This is a genomic window from Paracoccus luteus, from assembly GCF_004522155.1.
GTDB lineage: Bacteria > Pseudomonadota > Alphaproteobacteria > Rhodobacterales > Rhodobacteraceae > Paracoccus > Paracoccus luteus.
In genome coordinates, this window is the sequence record NZ_SDEA01000001.1 from 302,838 (window position 1) to 318,845 (window position 16,008).

Consider the following 16,008-nt stretch of genomic DNA (forward strand, 5'->3'; position numbering starts at 1 on the left):
AGAGCCCGCGCGATGCCCCCCATCATCGAGATCGACCACCTGTCCAAGCGTTACGATAGCGGCACCCACGCGCTGGACGACGTGTCCCTGACCATCGAACCGGGCGAGATCCTGGCCCTGCTGGGACCGAACGGAGCCGGCAAGACGACGCTGATTTCCACCATCTGCGGGCTGGTCGTGCCGACATCGGGCACGGTCCGCGTTGGCGGTCACGACATCCGCAGCCAGTGGCGCGCGGCGCGCCGCCTGATCGGGCTGGTGCCGCAGGAAATCGCGCTGGAACCGTTCGAGAAGGTGGCGGACTCGGTCCGCTTCACCCGCGGGCTTTACGGCGAGGGGCCGGACGAGGCGCACCTGGAAAAGCTGTTGCGCAGCCTTGCGCTGTGGGACAAGCGCGACGCGAAAACGCGCGAGCTGTCGGGCGGGATGAAGCGCCGGGTGCTGATCGCCAAGGCGCTGTCGCACCGGCCCAAGGTGCTGTTCCTGGATGAACCCACCGCGGGCGTGGACGTGCATCTGCGCCGCGAGATGTGGCAGGTCGTCCGCGACCTGCGCGCCGAGGGCGTGACCATCATCCTGACCACCCATTACCTGGAAGAGGCCGAGGACATGGCCGACCGCATCGGGGTCATCGACAAGGGCCGCCTGCTGCTGGTGCGCCCCAAGGCCGAGCTGATGGGCGAGTTCGGCCGAAAGCAGCTGCGGGTCGAACTGGACCGCCCCCTGAACGGCCTGCCCCCCGGCTGGGACGAAGGGGGGCTGTCGCTGTCCGACGACGGCAGGGTGCTAACCTATGACTATGACGCGCGGGCCGAACGCACCGGCATCGGCCGCCTGCTGGCCGAGCTGAACGCGGGCGGGGTGGGCGTGCGCGACGTGGCGACGCGGCAATCCTCGCTGGAGCAGGTGTTCATGTCGCTGCTGGAGGAGAACGCATGACCGCGATCAACTGGCCGTCGGTGCGCGCCATCTTCCACCACGAGATGTCGCGGTTCTTCCGCACGATCTGGCAGTCGCTGGCCTCGCCGGTGATCTCGACGGTGCTGTATTTCATCGTCTTCGGCGCGGCGATCGGCGGGCGCATCCAGTCGATCGAGGGCGTGGCCTATGGCGCGTTCATCGTGCCCGGCCTGATGATGCTGACGGTGCTGCAGCAGTCGGTGTCGAACGCCAGCTTTGGCATCTATTTCCCCAAGTTCTCGGGCACGATCTATGAATATCTGGTCGCGCCCACCGGCTGGATCGAGGTGACGCTGGGTTTCGTCGGGGCGGCGGCCGCCAAGGCGGTGCTGATCGCGCTGGTCATCCTGCTGACCAGCTTTTTCTTTGTCGGCGCCCATGTCGCGCACCCGGTCTGGATGCTGGCATTCCTGATCCTGACGGCGGTCGGATTTTCCCTGCTGGGGTTCATCGTCGGGCTGTGGGCGCGCAACTTCGAACAGCTGCAGATCGTGCCGCTGATGGTCATCACGCCGTTGGTCTTTCTGGGGGGCGCGTTCTATTCGGCGTCGATGCTGCCCCAGCCGTGGGACGCCATCGCGCGGTTCAACCCGGTGCTGCACCTGATTTCCGGGTTTCGCTGGTCGTTCTTCGACTTTGCCGACGTCCCCGTCGGGCTGTCGCTGGTCGCCGTGACGGCGATGATCGTCGTCTGCCTGGCGGTGATCCGCTGGATTTTCGCGACGGGCTGGCGGCTGCGCGACTGAGGCGGGGATGTGGCCGCCGTGACTCTTCTGCAGGTTGTTTTTCGCGGCCTGCTGAAATTGCTTGTATTTAGCAAAATCAAGGACATTGTGCAACTCAAAGACAACTAAAAGTTGAAGGGGCGGGCCGTGTTCACCATTTACAACGCAAGCATTCTGCTGGACGGGATGCCAGCTGCCGGTGAACTCATCGTCCCCATGCACTCGGAGATGATCGCGGACGGCGAAATGTCGCGGACGCTGCCCGGGTTGACGGTCCAGAATGTCACTGCCGGACGGGTGTCGCGGGGCGACACGATCACGGTCAAGGACGTCGATTACAAGGTCGCCAATATCCACTGGGTTGACGGCGTCTACGAACTGGGAAACGGGTTCGGCTCGTCTCCATCGACGGTGCTGACGATGACCGGCGGGGACGGAACGACGCTGCGCCTTTGGGTGCCGATAGATGGCTATATTCCGCCTGGCACTCAGGTCGACCCCAAGGCCGGGCAGTTGTTCTCATACCAGGTCGACAACATTTATCCTGAGATCTACATCCCCGCGGACATGATCGACACCGACGAACGCGTCTTCGTCATGTGCTTTGCCAGCGGCACCATGATCGAGACGGCGGACGGGCCGCGTCCGGTCCAGCGTCTGCGGGTGGGCGACCTGATCGTGACGCGCGACCACGGGCTGCAGCCGCTGCGCTGGCTGGGCGGGCGCCGCCTTGACGGGGCGACCCTGCAGCGGCAGCCGCAGCTTGTCCCCGTGCGGATCGCGGCGGGCGCGCTGGGGCGCGGGCTGCCCGCGCAGGATCTGGTCGTCTCGCCCCAGCACCGTATCCTGATCCGCTCGTCCATCGCCCAGCGGATGGCAGGTTCGCCCGAGGTGCTGGTCCCGGCGATCCACCTGCTGGACCTGCCCGGCGTGGACCGCGCCCCGGCGGCCGGTGGCGTCGCCTATTGGCACCTGATGTTCGACGCGCACGAGATCGTGCTGGCCAACGGGGCCGAGGCGGAATCGCTTTACGCGGGGCCGGCCGCGCTGGCGGCGATGGACCCGGCCGCGCGGGACGACCTGCTGGCGATCTTTCCCGACCTTGCCGGGGCGAACGGCGACGAACGGCCGACGGCGCGGCCGGTCCTGCCGGGCCGCCGCGCGCGCAAGATGGTGGAACGCGCGGTCCGCAACGACAAGCCGCTGGTCAGCGCGCCGGCCTGACGGCGGCCTAGCGGGCGCACAGCCTGATCTGCGGGTCCAGCGCCTTGACCTGCCGCGCCTTCAGCTTGGTCATGTTCAGGTCGTGGCGCCATTCGGCGTTCCATTTCCGCAACACGCCGTTGCGGTAATGGGCGGCCATGATCTGATCGACCAGCGGGGGGATGATGCGCGTGCCGGGCAGGCGGGGCGCGTGAAAGCCCACGATGGCGTTCGGACCGAGGCACGCGTTCCGCATCGTCAGATACAGCGTGCAGGCCGACCGGCAATAGCCCCGGATCTCGACCGGGCGGCCGGACGCCTCAAGCTCGGCGCGGCGCTGCACGGCCGCCATGACGTTGCCGCCCTTGTCGTTGACGATCAGGATCGGCTTGGCGCGCGTGGCGGCCAGATGCAGCGCGGCCGTCCCGCCCGCATGGGCGCGATCGGCGGGAACGGGCGACTGGGCCGCGACGGCGGGGGACAGGCCCGACAGGGTCAGCGCGGCGACGAGGAACAGGTGTCTGATCATGCCGCCATCCTGCCGCGCGCGCGCCCGCGTGAAAAGCCACGCTTGCGCGAGCGTGCCGCGCGCCTGCCATCCGCGACCCCGGTGCCCCGAAGCAACCGGGCGTCGCACGCTGCGCAGGCGCTTTGCGCGGCCGGCCTTCGTCGCTATATGCGGTCGCATGAGCCTGAATCCCCCGAACCTGCGGCCCGACCTGGCCCCCGCGCCATCCTTTGGCGACGACCGCCGCGCCGGCCAGCCCACCATCGGCATGGTCAGCCTGGGTTGTCCCAAGGCGCTGGTCGACAGCGAGCGCATCCTGACCCGCCTGCGGGCCGAGGGTTATGCGATCAGCCCCGATTACACCGGCGCGGATGCGGTGATCGTGAATACCTGCGGGTTTCTGGACAGCGCCAAGGCCGAAAGCCTGGACGCCATCGGCGAGGCGCTGACGGAAAACGGCCGCGTCATCGTCACCGGCTGCCTGGGGGCGGAACCCGACTATATCACCGGCGCCCATCCCCGCGTGCTGGCCGTGACGGGGCCGCATCAATACGAACAGGTGCTGGACGCCGTCCACGCCGCCGTGCCGCCCGCGCCCGATCCGTTCATCGACCTGCTGCCCGCGGCAGGCGTGCGCCTGACGCCGCGGCATTTCGCCTATCTCAAGATCTCCGAGGGCTGCAACCACGCCTGCAAGTTCTGCATCATCCCCGACATGCGCGGGAAACTGGTCAGCCGCCCGGCCCATGCGGTCGTGCGCGAGGCGGAAAAGCTGGTCGAGGCGGGGGTGCGCGAGCTGCTGGTGATCAGCCAGGACACCAGCGCCTATGGCGTGGACCGCAAGTTCGCGACCGAGCGCGGCCACCGCGCCCATGTCACCGACCTCGCCCGCGATCTGGGCCGCCTCGGCGCGTGGGTGCGGCTGCACTATGTCTATCCCTATCCGCATGTGCGCGACCTGATCCCGCTGATGGCGGACACGGCGGCGCGGGGGGCGGGGGTGCTGCCCTATCTGGACATCCCGTTCCAGCACGCCCACCCCGATGTGCTGAAACGCATGGCGCGGCCCGCGGCGTCGGCCCGCACGCTGGACGAGATCGCCGCATGGCGCGCCGCCTGTCCGGGGATCACGCTGCGGTCCACCTTTATCGTCGGCTATCCCGGCGAGACCGAGGCCGAGTTCCAGTATCTGCTGGACTGGCTGGACGAGGCGCAGCTGGACCGCGTGGGCTGTTTCCAGTATGAAAACGTGCGCGGCGCGCGGGCCAACGCGCTGCCCGACCATGTGCCGGACGAAATCAAGCAGGACCGCTGGGACCGCTTCATGACCCGGGCGCAGGCGATCTCGGCCGCCAAGCTTGCCGCCCGGGTCGGCACCCGCCAGCAGGTCATCGTGGACAGCGTGGACGAGGGCGGCGCGACCTGCCGCACGATGGCCGACGCGCCGGAAATCGACGGCAATCTGTTCATCGACGACGGCTTCCAGCAGCTTTCGCCCGGCGATCTGGTGACGGTGACGGTGGACGAGGCCAGCGAATACGATCTGTGGGGGTCGGTGTGACCGACCTGCCCAAGTGGGATCCCGACGGCCGCCCGAAAAAGCCCGGCATCGTCGGGATCGGCGCGCAAAAGGCGGGGACCACGTGGCTCTCGCAGATGCTGTCCCAGCACCCGCAGGTCTGGACGCCGCCGTTCAAAGAGGCGCAGTTCTTCAACCACCGCTTTGTGCCCGAACACCGCGACTGGCTGCCCTGGCATTTCCGCCGCGCCCGGCAGAACCAGCACAAACGCTATGAAAGCCGGGGCCAGACCATTCCCGCGCCGCTCGCCGCCTATCTGGACCGCATCACGCGGGGCGAGATGTTCACCAACCACTGGTACAAGCAGGTCTTCGCCCCTGCGCCCGCGGGCACCATCCCCTGCGACATCACGCCGGAATATTCGACCCTGCCGGACGAGGGCGTGGATTTCGTCGCCCGCTTCCTGCCGCAGGCGCGGTTCATCTATGTCATCCGGCACCCGGTCGATCGCGCGATCAGCCAGCTGAAGATGAACCTGACCCGCAAGAACCGCCGCCCGCCCTCGGTCGAGGCGTGGCTGGCCGAGATCGACGACCCGGTGCTGTATGACCGCGGCGATTACGCGACCTATGTCCCGCGCTGGCAGGCGCGGATCGATCCCGACCGGCTGATGATCCTGCCATTCGGCCGCATCGCCGCGGACCCGGTCGCGGTCCTGCGCGAGGTCGAGGCGTTCTGCGGCCTGCGCCCCCACAGCTATCGCAACCCGGACGCCAAGGTCTTTGCCGCCGCCTCCGGCCTGTCGGTGCCCGAACCCGCCCGCGCCGCACTGCGCGCCCGGCTGGAGCCGCAGTTCGCCTTCCTCGACGCGACGTTCGGACCTTCGTTCACGTCGCAGATGCGCTGACGCCGACGCTTCAACTTGCGGCCAAGGTCGCCTAGATAGCACCCAACCCAGCACAACGAGGCGGATCATGGCCAGTTATCAGTATGTCTATCACATGGAGGGCGTCTCCAAGGGCTATGGCACCGGAAAGAAGACGTTCGAGAACATCCACCTGAACTTTCTGCCCGGCGTCAAGATCGGCGTCGTCGGCGTGAACGGCGCGGGGAAATCCACGCTGCTGCGGATCATGGCGGGCATCGACAAGGATTTCCAGGGCGAGGCATGGGCCGCCAAGGGCGCGACCGTCGGCTATCTGCCGCAGGAACCGCAGCTTGACCCGGCGCTGAACGTGCGCGGCAACGTCATGGAGGGCGTGCGCGCCAAGCAGGCCAAGCTGGACCGCTATAACGAGCTGGCGATGAACTATTCCGACGAGACGGCCGACGAAATGGCCGCCCTGCAGGACGAGATCGACGCCCAGAACCTGTGGGATCTGGACAGCCAGGTCGATGTCGCGATGGAGGCCCTGCGCTGCCCGCCCGACGACGCCGACGTCGAAACGCTGTCGGGGGGCGAGCGCCGCCGCGTGGCGCTGTGCAAGCTGTTGCTTGAGGCGCCCGACATGCTGCTGCTGGACGAGCCGACCAACCACCTGGACGCCGAAACCATCGCCTGGCTGCAAAAGCACCTGATCGAATATCCCGGCACGATCCTGACGGTGACGCACGACCGCTATTTCCTGGACGACATCACCAGCTGGATCCTGGAACTCGACCGGGGCAGGGGCATCCCCTATGAGGGCAACTATTCGGCGTGGCTGGAACAAAAGGCCAAGCGGCTGCTGCAAGAAGCGCGCGAGGACAAGGCCAAGCAGAAATCGATGGAGCGCGAGCTGAACTGGATTCGCGCCGGCGCCAAGGCACGTCAGGCCAAGCAGAAGGCGCGGATCAACGCCTATAACGAGATGGCGTCGAAATCCGAACGCGAAAAGATCGCCAACGCCCAGATCGTCATCCCGAACGGCGAACGTCTGGGGGGCAAGGTCTTCGACGTGACCGGCCTGAAAAAGGCGATGGGCGACAAGCTGCTGATCGAGGATCTGACGTTCTCGGTTCCGCCGGGCGCCATCGTCGGCGTCATCGGCCCGAACGGCGCCGGGAAATCGACGCTGTTCCGCATGCTGACCGGAAACGACACCCCCGACGAGGGCGAGATCGTCGTCGGCGAGACGGTCCAGCTGTCCTATGTGGACCAGTCGCGCGACGCGCTGGACCCGAATGCGACCGTGTGGGAGGAAATCTCGGGCGGGGCCGAGGTGATCCAGCTGGGCGACGCCAGCATGAACAGCCGCGCCTATGCCGGGGCCTTCAACTTCAAGGGCGGCGACCAGCAGAAAAAGGTGGGCCTGCTGTCGGGCGGCGAACGCAACCGCGTCCACATGGCGAAGCTGCTGAAATCCGGCGGCAACGTCCTGCTGCTGGACGAGCCGACCAACGACCTGGACGTCGAAACCCTGCAGGCGCTTGAAGCCGCGCTGGAGGATTTCGCCGGCTGCGCCATCATCATCAGCCACGACCGTTTCTTCCTGGACCGCCTGTGCACCCATATCCTGGCGTTCGAGGGCGACGCGCATGTCGAGTGGTTCGAGGGCAACTTCGAGGCCTATGAAGAGGACAAGGTGCGCCGCCTGGGGCCGGATTCGATCGAGCCGAAACGGGTGAAATACAAGAAATTTGCGCGGTGAGGGGCCGGATGCTATGATCGGCCCCTCAGGAGGTGGCAATATGGCGTATCCGGATCAGATCACGGCAACCGTCCGGCGGGTGTCAGACGACGGGGTGGTCGTCGCGGTGGACGGGCGCCAGCGTGCGCATGCCTTCGATGTCGCCGAGATCGGCGTCTGCGAGACATCAAGGCAATCCCTGCCGGTCGAGATTGGCGAGACGATCACGATCATCTCTGACGGCATGAGGACCACGGTGACGCTCGACTGAATGCAGTTCTTCGAGTTCGCTCCGGATTTGCTGGATCGTGAGGCGCTTCAGGTCAGCGCAGCGCCTCACCTTCCCGCCTTTCTGAGCGAGAGGGGCGTTTTCCCCGACCTCAAGCCGATGCTTCCCGGGGCGGTCGTTCTTTTCGCCCCCCGCCGGCCCGGTGTCGGTCAGCGGCTGATAATCGAGTCGCAAAAGCGCAAGGTCTCGGCAAAGCATGCGCAATGGACCCACGTCGGCATCTATATCGGCGACGGCTATGTGTGCGAGGCGATGCCCGAAGGCGTCATCATCGGCAACGTCTATTCCAAGTTGCAGACGCAGCGCATCCGGTTCCGGTATCATGCGAAAATCAGCCGAGAGCAAAGCTATGTCGTTGCCATCAAGGCATTGCTGAGACGTGGCGACCGATACGGCTGGCGCAGGATCGCCGCGCATGTGAAGACATATCTTCGCGGACACGATCTGTTGCCGAGGTCCGGCATCAGCCGTCTTGCCGAGGAATCGCGGCACGTCTGTTCGACGCTATGTCATGAAGCGATCTATCAGGCGACCCGTCTTCCATGCTTTTCGCATCCCGTGGACTCACCCAGCCCCTGCGACTACTCGATCTCGAACGAACTGGTCGACCACGACCATAACTGGCTGTCGTTCGTGGACTGAAATCCGCGCGTGTCCTGCCGCGCGGCTTCTCCCATTCATCCTACGGTCCTTGCGCCCCGCAGCCCCGGACCCCGCCGGCCGGGACGCGCCCGTGGCAACGCGCCGGCCGGATGGCTTCCCGCCAGCCTTGTCCGGCCGGGTGTGCGGGGGTTCGAACCGCGTCGCAAACGCCAGCGGATCAACGATCCCGGCCGGCAAGCCACCGCACAGCAAGCGCGTCTGACCCCGCGGTCAGGACGACAGGTTCCGCCCCTTTGACGCGCAACCGCTGCCGCTTGCGGCCTTGGGCCGGACTGTTGCCGGCGCTTCGGCGGGCGCGGGGGTCTGCCCCGTGGCGACGGGCGGCGTCGGGGTGGGGCTGTCCTGGGCCAGCGTCGGCGACAGGCTGGCGAAAACGAAGATTACAGCCGCGGGGGCCATCGACAGCAGGCGCTTCATGACACACCTCGTTCTGAAGACTCGGGGACTCAGGGGATCGAAGATCGTGTTCCCCGACTATGCGCGCGCCGCGGGCGTGTGACAACGCCGATGGTCGGCGCCGTGGAACTCGCTGCCATCGCAACGGGTTGGCTGTGCGAACGTCACGAAAGGACCACCCATGAAAGGCGCGCTTGCCTGGCTGATCGGCATCCCGATCCCCATCATCATCATCCTGTATCTGCTGGATGTGTTCTGACCCGTGCAGCGGGCGGGCTGCCGGTGGCGGGCCGCCGTCGCGTTCAGACGATATCCCAAGGCACGGTGAACTCACCCAGCTTTGCGCGCAACGCGGCCTCGTCGGCGGAGCCGCGGGCGACCTTGGCGACCAGTCCGCGCTTCTTGTCCTCGGCGACCTCGACCACCCTGGCGCCCGTTCCCGACAGCGCGCCGTTCAGCACGCGCGCGATGGCCAGGCGGCGCAGGTCGGGCTTGAAGATCTTGCCGACGGCCGTCTTGGGCAGCTCGGGCAGGATCTCGAGGTGTTTCGGCACGGCGGCGCGTTCGTGGATGTGGCGGCGGGCGTGGTCCATCAGCTCGGCCTCGGACGCCGAGGCCCCGGCCACCAGTTCGACATAGACGCAGGGCAGCTCGCCCGCAAAGCTGTCGGGCTGGCCGATGGCCCCGGCGACGGCGACGGCCGGATGGCTCAGCAGCGCCGTCTCGATCTCGGCGGGGTCGATGTTGTGGCCGCCGCGGATGATCAGATCCTTGGCGCGGCCGGTGATCCACAGATAGCCGTCGGCGTCCAGCCGCCCCAGATCGCCGGTGCGCAGATAGCGTCCCTCGGCGAACAGGTCGCGGTTCTTGTCCGCCTCGGTATAGGTAGACCCCTCGAACACGCCGGGGTTGGCCACGCAGATTTCCCCCACCTCGTCCACGCCGCAATCCACCACCCCCGCAGGGGTGTGGCGCAGGATGCGGACATGGGTATAGGGCAGGGGAATCCCCACCGACCCCACCTTTTTCAGCCCGTCCACCGGGTTGCAGCTGACCAGGCAGGTCGCCTCGGTCAGGCCATAGCCTTCGGCGATCTCGACCCCGGTGGCGGCCTTGAAGCGGTTGTAAAGCTCGATCGGCAGCGCGGCCGAGCCCGAGATCGCGGTCCGCAGCGATGACACGTCGGCGTTCACCGGCCGCTGCATCAGCGCGGCGATGGCGGTCGGGACCGTGATCAGGAACGTCGCCTGCCAGCGTTCGATCAGCTTCCAGAAATTGTCGAAGACGCCGTCGCCGCGATAGCCGGCGGGCGTCGGCAGGACCATATGCGCCCCCGACCGGATGCAGGCCATCAGGATCGGATAGGCCGCAAAGACGTGGAACAGCGGCAGCGGGCACATCAGCACGTCGGTTTCGTCGAACAGCAGCTCGCCGCCCAGAAAGCCGTTATAGATCATGCCGGAATATTTGTGCTGCGCCACCTTGGGCATGCCGGTGGTGCCGCCGGTGTGGAAATAGGCGGCAACGCGGTCCTGTGCGGGGTCGTCGAACGTCAGCTTGTCGTGGCGCTGCGCGGACGCCGCCGCCTCGAAGTTCAGGACGCGCGCCTTGTGGCGTGCGACCACGCGGGGGCGGATCAGGGGGACGATCAGCCGTTTCGCGCCGGTCAGATAGCGGGCTAGATCGACCTCGATCACGGTCTGGACGTTCGGCGCGAGCGCCAGCGCCTCGGCCGCCTTCTGGGCGACGTCGGTCTTGGGCATCGACTTCAGCGTGACCAGCACCTTGGCGCGGGTTTCGCGCAGGATGCCGGCGATATGCTCGGGGTCCAGCAGCGGGTTGATCGGGTTCACGATCCCCGCGGTGGCCCCCGCCAGCAGCACGGCAGGGGTTTCCAGGCAGTTGGGCAGCAGATAGGCGACGGTGTCGGTCGGCCCGACCCCAAGGCTGCGGAACAGGTTCGCCGCCTCGGTGACGCGCTCGTGCAGCTCGGTCCAGGTCAGCGTGCAGGCGCGGGCGCGCGGGTCCGACATCAGCTGGAACGAGATCGCCGGCCGGTCGCCGTGGCGGTCGCGCACGTCGGTCAGAAAGCCATAGATCGTGCGGGGAAGGTCGCGGTCCTCGTAAGCGGATTGTTGTTCGATCCGGTTGCGATCGGCGAAGGTCGAAAAGCGGCCCATGTTCCCCCCAAAATGCCGGTTGTCCCGGCGTGTCCCGTGCCGGCGTCAGCGTCCGGTCCCCCACCGGCACAATGGGCCGGAATCCGCCGGCCGGGCAAGCGCGGGTAAGCGGTTATACGCAGCGTCAGCCCGCGGGGGCGCCGGATCGTTCAAGTTCTAGACAACCGGCGGTTGCGCGAGCGATTTGCTTGTCCTAGTTGCTGCCTGCAGCAAACAGAGGATTTCCTGATGTTCAAGGGACGACTGGGACTGGCGGCGGGCACGGTCGCGGCACTGGCGATCACCGCGATGGCCGCGCAAGCCGAGGTGAGCGTCAAGGCGGCACCGGCGGGCGCTGCCAACTGCACGGCCACCAGCGGCCAGGACAACCGCGCGGGCGCTGCCGCCACCAGCCAGCTGCGCGCGCAAGCGGGCCTGCCGCCGGTGCGCGCCAGCGCGCTGCTGGCCAAGGTCGCCGCGGCGCACGCCTGCGACATGGCCCGGCGCGGCACGATGGCCCATGCCGGCAGCCGCAGCAAGGGCCCGGCGCAGCGCGTCAAGCAGATGGGCTATGCCCCCCGCGTCACGGCCGAGAACATCGCGGCGGGACCATTCGGACTGGGCCAGGTTCTGGGCGCGTGGAACGGATCGCCGGGACACCGCGACAACATCATGATCCCGCAGGTCCGCGACTATGGCATCGGCCGCGCGGTCGGCGCGGACGGCAAGACGGTGTTCTGGGCGGCCGTCTATGCGGCGCCCAAAGGCCGCTGAGGGTTCGTCGGGTCAGCGCGGCGCGTTGGCGCGACGGTCCGGCAGGAATGCGGCCATAGCCGCGATGGCGTGACAGTGATCGACCCCGCAGCGGGCGCCCGGTCGGTCCGGCGCCTGGTGCCGGGTGGCGCCCTGTGACGGGCGGCAGACCCGCGATTCGGCGACGCAAGAACGGCAAGACGGCGCGGGCTGACTGTCAGTTGCGCTGACGAACCCCTCGCCGCCGCCCCCATGTTGCGACGGTGTGGCGCTGTCGCGGCTGCGCCGCTGATTTCGTCACTAATCAACTGGAATTGGTGCCGCAGAAGGGATTCGAACCCCCGACCCCATCATTACGAATGATGTGCTCTACCAGCTGAGCTACTGCGGCGTGCCGCGCGAATTAGCACAGGGTCTCGCGCGGGGGAAGGGGGTCAGGCGTTTTTTGCGGCCTCGTTCGGCACGATCGGCTCGACGTCCGGGCGGACGGGCGGGTTGCCGGCGTCGTTGATGGCCGTGGCGGCCGCGGGGGCCGGAACAGGGGTGATCGTGACCACCGTCGCAGGCTCGGCCGGGTGCGCGGGCGGCTGCACGGGCCGGGCCACGGGGTCGGGATGGGTCACGGTCATCGACGGGGCATAGTCGGATTCGCGCGGCACCATGCCCGGGCGCACATTGGCGATTTCGGGGGCGGGGCGCACCGGCGACGTGGCAGCCGTGGCCGCAGGCGCAGGGTGGGACGATGCCGCCACGCGGCCCGGATGGGGCAGGTTGCGGCGTGCGCCGTGGTCGTCGGGATCGGGGTCCGGCACCGAGGCCCCGGCGGGGCGGCCGACGATCAGGGGCAGCATCTCGACCCCGTTGGCGCTGGCGGCGCGAAGCGGCATGGGCGGCTCGCGCCAGGTCAGCGTGTCGAACCCGTGGCAGCTGTCGCAGACCGGCGCCCAGTCGGTCATGATGTTGTGGCAGTTGTCGCAGACCCACTGCGGGCCGCGGCTGGCGTTCATGGCGCGCGCAAGCCAGCCCCGCACGACGCTGTCGTCCGCCCCCTCGCCGCGTTCGACGGCGGCCATGATCGCCAGCGACCGCACGGTCGGGTGCTTTTCGGCGATGGTGCCCAAGGCGCGGCGCGCGGCGGGGAAATCCTCGGCGGCCAGCGCCAGCTCGGCCTGCAGCAGGCGCGATTCCTCGTGCGTGGGGGCTTGGCGGACCAGCTCCTCGAACCGGCGCTGGCGCTGCGCGGGCGTCTCGTCGGGGACGATCTCGGCATAGGCCGCGGCCAGCGCCGGGTGGGGTTGCGCCGCCCAGGCCTTTTGCAGCAGGCGGGTGGCGTTGCGGGTGTCCTTTTGCGCCAGATAGCTGCGCGCCGCCAGCACCGCCGCCGGCACCAGGTCGGGCGAGGCGCGGTTGGCGCTGATCGCCGCCTCGCGCGCGCTGATGGAATTGCCGTGCGCCAGCACCTCGCTGGCCTCTTGCAGGGCCAGCACAGCGTCGCGGCGCAGGTGCAGATCCTGCGGGATCGCGCCCTGGCGGCGCTTGTCCTTCAGCGTGGCGCGCGCGCCCTTCCAGTCATGGCTCTGCGTCTGCAGCCCCAGCAGCGTGTCCTGCAGTTCGGGCAGCGACGGTTTCAGCGCATAGGCCTTTTCGGCCAGTTTCAACGCCTTGTCGGTGTGCCCCAGCGCCATCTGGCGCTGCATCAGGCCGCGGATGCCGACAAAGCGGGTGCGCTGGTCGGCCAGCATCTCGCGATAGACGGTGTCGGCGCGGTTGGCGTCGCCGGTGATCTCGGCCGCCTGGGCGGCCAGCAGGTTGGTCAGGTGCGGCTGGTCCAGAAACCGGGCCGCGCGCGACGCCTTGTCCTGCGCCAGCCGCCCCTCGCCCGAGGCGACGGCCAGCATCCCCTCGGCCAGCGCCTGATATCCCTTGCGCTCGCGCGAGCGGTCGAAATAGCGGTCGATGGCGGTGCGGTCGCCCATCAGGAACCGCAGGAAGGCCAGCGCCAGCCGCAGGATCTGCACGACCAGCCACGCCGCCAGGATCAGCACGATGACCGCCACGGCGGCCTGCACCGGACCCAGCGCGAATTCGGTGCCGTTGAACCGGACGATCAGCGCCTGACCGGTTTCGGCCAGCCGCATCGCCCCCAGCGCCGCCGCCAGGACCACGGCGAAGAAGAACACGATCTTGAGCAGCGACAGCAGCATCGGGCGGACCTCAGTTGGACGGGGCGGCAGGGGCGGCGGCCGCGGGGGATTTTTCGTCGTCGGCGGCGGCGGCAGGCTGGGCCGCAGCGGGCGTGGACGCAGGCGCAGTGCCGGGTGCTGTGGCTGGCGCGGGCGCGGTGGCTGGCGCGGGCGCGGGCGCGGGCGCTGGCGTGGCGGCTGGCGCAGGCGCTGGCGCCGTCGTGGCGGCTGGCGCAGGCGCTGTGGCCGCGTCGGCGGGCGTGGCGGGTTCCGCCGCCGTGCCGGTCGCCCCGGCCGGCGCGGTCAGGCCGGACAGCGCCGCCTGCGCGTCGGCATAGGCGCGCGCCTTGGCGGTCCAGTCGGCCATCGCCGGGCGCGCGGCTTCGGGCAGTCCCTCGATCTCGGCCAGCGCCGCGGGGATATCGCCGCGCCCGACCGCCTCGCCCGCGCGCGACAGCACCGCGTCGGCATCGGTCCCCGCGCGCGGCGCGACCGAGCGCGCGCCGGTCTGGGCGCGCAGGAAATTGCCGATCGTGCTGCCCTGACCCTGCGCGGAACGGGCGCGCAGGTCCGCGGCCACCGCGTCGCGGGCCGCGTCGTCGAACTCGGCGATCAGCGTGTCCAGCGGCACGACCGGCACGGTCAGCGCGGCCGGGGCCTCGACGCCCGCGTCGGCCAGCTGCGCCAGCGCCGCGTCGCGCGCGGCACCGGTCTGGATCGCGGTTCCCAGCGCGGCGGCGGCGGCGGCCGACTGCGCGCGGCGTGCGGCGTCGTCGGCCGCGCCCTGCAACTCGGCGGCCCGCGCCTCGGCGGCGGCCAGCCGGGCGTCGGCCTCGTCGGCGGCGGCGATGATGCGCGCCTGCGCCGCCTCGGCCTGCGCGGCAAGCTGGATCACCTGTGCGATCTGCGCGGGATCGACGGCGGGGCGGGCGGCCAGCGCCTCGACCTGCGCGGTCAGCGGGGCCAGGTCGGGCCCGGGCTGGGGTTGCAGCGCGGCGATCCTGGCGTCCAGCGCCGCAAGCTGTTCGGCCTGGGCGGCCAGCGTCGCGGCCAGGTTGCCGTCGGGCTGCGGGGTGGCCGGGGCTTCGGCGATCAGCTTGCGCGCGGCGTCGGCCCCGGCGGCGCTGGCCGCCTCGCGCGCTTGCGCCAGCAGCTGGTCGCCCCGCCCGGTCAGACTGGCGGCCGAGGATGCCAGCGCCGCATCGGCGGCGGCGGTGGCGGCGGACTGCGCGGCCGCGACGCTGCGCTGCTCGACGGCGGCGGCCTGGGCGGTCATTTCGGCGCGGGCGGCCTCGACGGCGGCGGCGCGGGCCTGTTCGGCCAGGGCGGCGCTGTCCACGGCCGGGGCCGCGGGCACCGGCTGCCACGCGGCGGGCAGGCGCGGGATCGCCCACCACGCAGCGCCCGCGCCCAGCCCCGCCGCGACCACGCCGCCCAGGACCAGCGGGGCAAACCCGCCGCGCCGTGCGGGCGTCGGGGCGGGCGCGGCCTTGCGGACGACGGGCGCAGGCTGCGCCGCGGCGCTGTCCTGGGACCAGACCGGCGGGGGCGGCGGTGCGTCGGACGACGACGGCCCCAGCGGCCGGTCGGCAGATGCGGCATGGTCGCGGCCCGCATCGTCGCCGTCCGCGCCGTCTGTCACGTCTGCCGGCCCAACCGCATCGCCGAAGGCGCCGGATCTGGGCAACGCGGCGGGGCGATCCCCGCCCGCGCCGACAAGGCCCGATTCGATCATGGGATGGTCGCTCACGGGGGCGTCGGCGTCCGGTCCGGGCAGCGGGGCGGCCCCGGTGTCGCGCAGGTCCAGCGCCGCGCCGGGTGCGGCGGGCTGGCCCTCGCGCGGGGCGGAAAGGCCCCCTTCGTCCGTTGCGCCGTCGAACGCGGCGGGCTGGTCCCCGGCGGGATCCTGGGTGCGGTCGATGTCGCTCGTCATGGCGCGGCGTTCCCTGCGGCGGCCGGCCGCGCAGGGCGGCCGATCCGGTCAACAATTCAGTATGGTCGGCCGCCCTGTGCGCGCCGGGTCGGGCCACACTAGACGCG

General features: G+C 69.5%; 14 protein-coding genes and 1 tRNA gene. 9 read left to right on the forward strand and 6 right to left on the reverse strand.

Features of this window, described 5'->3' with window-relative positions:
- The first annotated feature begins 12 nt into the window (after window positions 1-12).
- From EPA64_RS01410 to EPA64_RS16620, 3 genes are all read left to right on the forward strand, one after another.
- Window positions 13-939, forward strand: a complete 927-nt coding sequence (locus EPA64_RS01410; protein WP_134724444.1) for an ABC transporter ATP-binding protein — start codon at window positions 13-15, stop codon at window positions 937-939.
- A gap of 5 nt (window positions 940-944) precedes the next feature.
- Window positions 945-1,706 carry an ABC transporter permease gene (locus EPA64_RS01415; RefSeq protein WP_134724742.1) on the forward strand — a complete coding sequence of 254 codons (762 nt, stop codon included), beginning with the start codon at window positions 945-947 and terminating at the stop codon, window positions 1,704-1,706.
- A gap of 126 nt (window positions 1,707-1,832) precedes the next feature.
- On the forward strand, window positions 1,833-2,909 hold the full coding sequence (locus EPA64_RS16620; protein ID WP_246026554.1) for a Hint domain-containing protein: 1,077 nt from the start codon (window positions 1,833-1,835) through the stop codon (window positions 2,907-2,909).
- A 7-nt stretch (window positions 2,910-2,916) separates the two neighbouring features.
- Here EPA64_RS16620 and EPA64_RS01425 read toward each other — a convergent pair whose 3' ends face one another.
- On the reverse strand, window positions 2,917-3,417 hold the full coding sequence (locus tag EPA64_RS01425; RefSeq protein WP_134724445.1) for a hypothetical protein: 501 nt from the start codon (window positions 3,415-3,417) through the stop codon (window positions 2,917-2,919).
- Window positions 3,418-3,574: 157 nt separating this feature from the next.
- Here EPA64_RS01425 and rimO point away from each other — a divergent pair, with 157 nt between their 5' ends.
- The 5 genes from rimO to EPA64_RS01450 all read left to right on the forward strand — a co-directional run bounded on the left by rimO (window position 3,575) and on the right by EPA64_RS01450 (window position 8,456).
- Window positions 3,575-4,957 (forward strand): 30S ribosomal protein S12 methylthiotransferase RimO, encoded by a 1,383-nt coding sequence (gene rimO / locus EPA64_RS01430; RefSeq protein ID WP_134724446.1) that lies wholly within the window; start codon window positions 3,575-3,577, stop codon window positions 4,955-4,957.
- The gene (locus tag EPA64_RS01435; protein ID WP_246026555.1) at window positions 4,954-5,823 is read left to right on the forward strand and encodes a sulfotransferase family protein; all 870 of its coding nucleotides are present in this window, start codon (window positions 4,954-4,956) and stop codon (window positions 5,821-5,823) included. The genes rimO and EPA64_RS01435 overlap by 4 nt, the downstream gene beginning before the upstream one ends.
- Before the next feature lie 67 nt (window positions 5,824-5,890).
- Complete coding sequence (ettA, locus tag EPA64_RS01440; RefSeq protein WP_134724447.1) at window positions 5,891-7,546, forward strand: energy-dependent translational throttle protein EttA; 1,656 nt, start codon at window positions 5,891-5,893, stop codon at window positions 7,544-7,546.
- A gap of 40 nt (window positions 7,547-7,586) precedes the next feature.
- Entirely contained in the window at window positions 7,587-7,796 is a 210-nt protein-coding gene (locus tag EPA64_RS01445) for a hypothetical protein (protein WP_134724448.1), read from the forward strand.
- The gene (locus EPA64_RS01450; protein ID WP_134724449.1) at window positions 7,797-8,456 is read left to right on the forward strand and encodes a hypothetical protein; all 660 of its coding nucleotides are present in this window, start codon (window positions 7,797-7,799) and stop codon (window positions 8,454-8,456) included.
- A 231-nt stretch (window positions 8,457-8,687) separates the two neighbouring features.
- Here EPA64_RS01450 and EPA64_RS01455 read toward each other — a convergent pair whose 3' ends face one another.
- The gene (locus EPA64_RS01455; protein ID WP_134724450.1) at window positions 8,688-8,894 is read right to left on the reverse strand and encodes a hypothetical protein; all 207 of its coding nucleotides are present in this window, start codon (window positions 8,892-8,894) and stop codon (window positions 8,688-8,690) included.
- 281 nt (window positions 8,895-9,175) lie between these two features.
- Window positions 9,176-11,053 carry an acyl-CoA synthetase gene (locus EPA64_RS01460; RefSeq protein ID WP_134724451.1) on the reverse strand — a complete coding sequence of 626 codons (1,878 nt, stop codon included), beginning with the start codon at window positions 11,051-11,053 and terminating at the stop codon, window positions 9,176-9,178.
- A gap of 228 nt (window positions 11,054-11,281) precedes the next feature.
- Here EPA64_RS01460 and EPA64_RS01465 point away from each other — a divergent pair, with 228 nt between their 5' ends.
- Entirely contained in the window at window positions 11,282-11,806 is a 525-nt protein-coding gene (locus EPA64_RS01465) for a CAP domain-containing protein (RefSeq protein ID WP_246026556.1), read from the forward strand.
- Window positions 11,807-12,100: 294 nt separating this feature from the next.
- Here the strand turns inward: EPA64_RS01465 and EPA64_RS01470 are convergent.
- The 3 genes from EPA64_RS01470 to EPA64_RS01480 all read right to left on the reverse strand — a co-directional run bounded on the left by EPA64_RS01470 (window position 12,101) and on the right by EPA64_RS01480 (window position 15,901).
- Window positions 12,101-12,176 (reverse strand) — tRNA-Thr (locus EPA64_RS01470).
- 43 nt (window positions 12,177-12,219) lie between these two features.
- A complete protein-coding gene (locus tag EPA64_RS01475) occupies window positions 12,220-13,989 on the reverse strand; it encodes a heme biosynthesis protein HemY (protein WP_134724452.1) in 1,770 nt (589 codons plus the stop codon).
- Between the two features lie 10 nt (window positions 13,990-13,999).
- Window positions 14,000-15,901, reverse strand: a complete 1,902-nt coding sequence (locus EPA64_RS01480) for a hypothetical protein (RefSeq protein ID WP_181953486.1) — start codon at window positions 15,899-15,901, stop codon at window positions 14,000-14,002.
- Window positions 15,902-16,008: the final 107 nt, after the last annotated feature.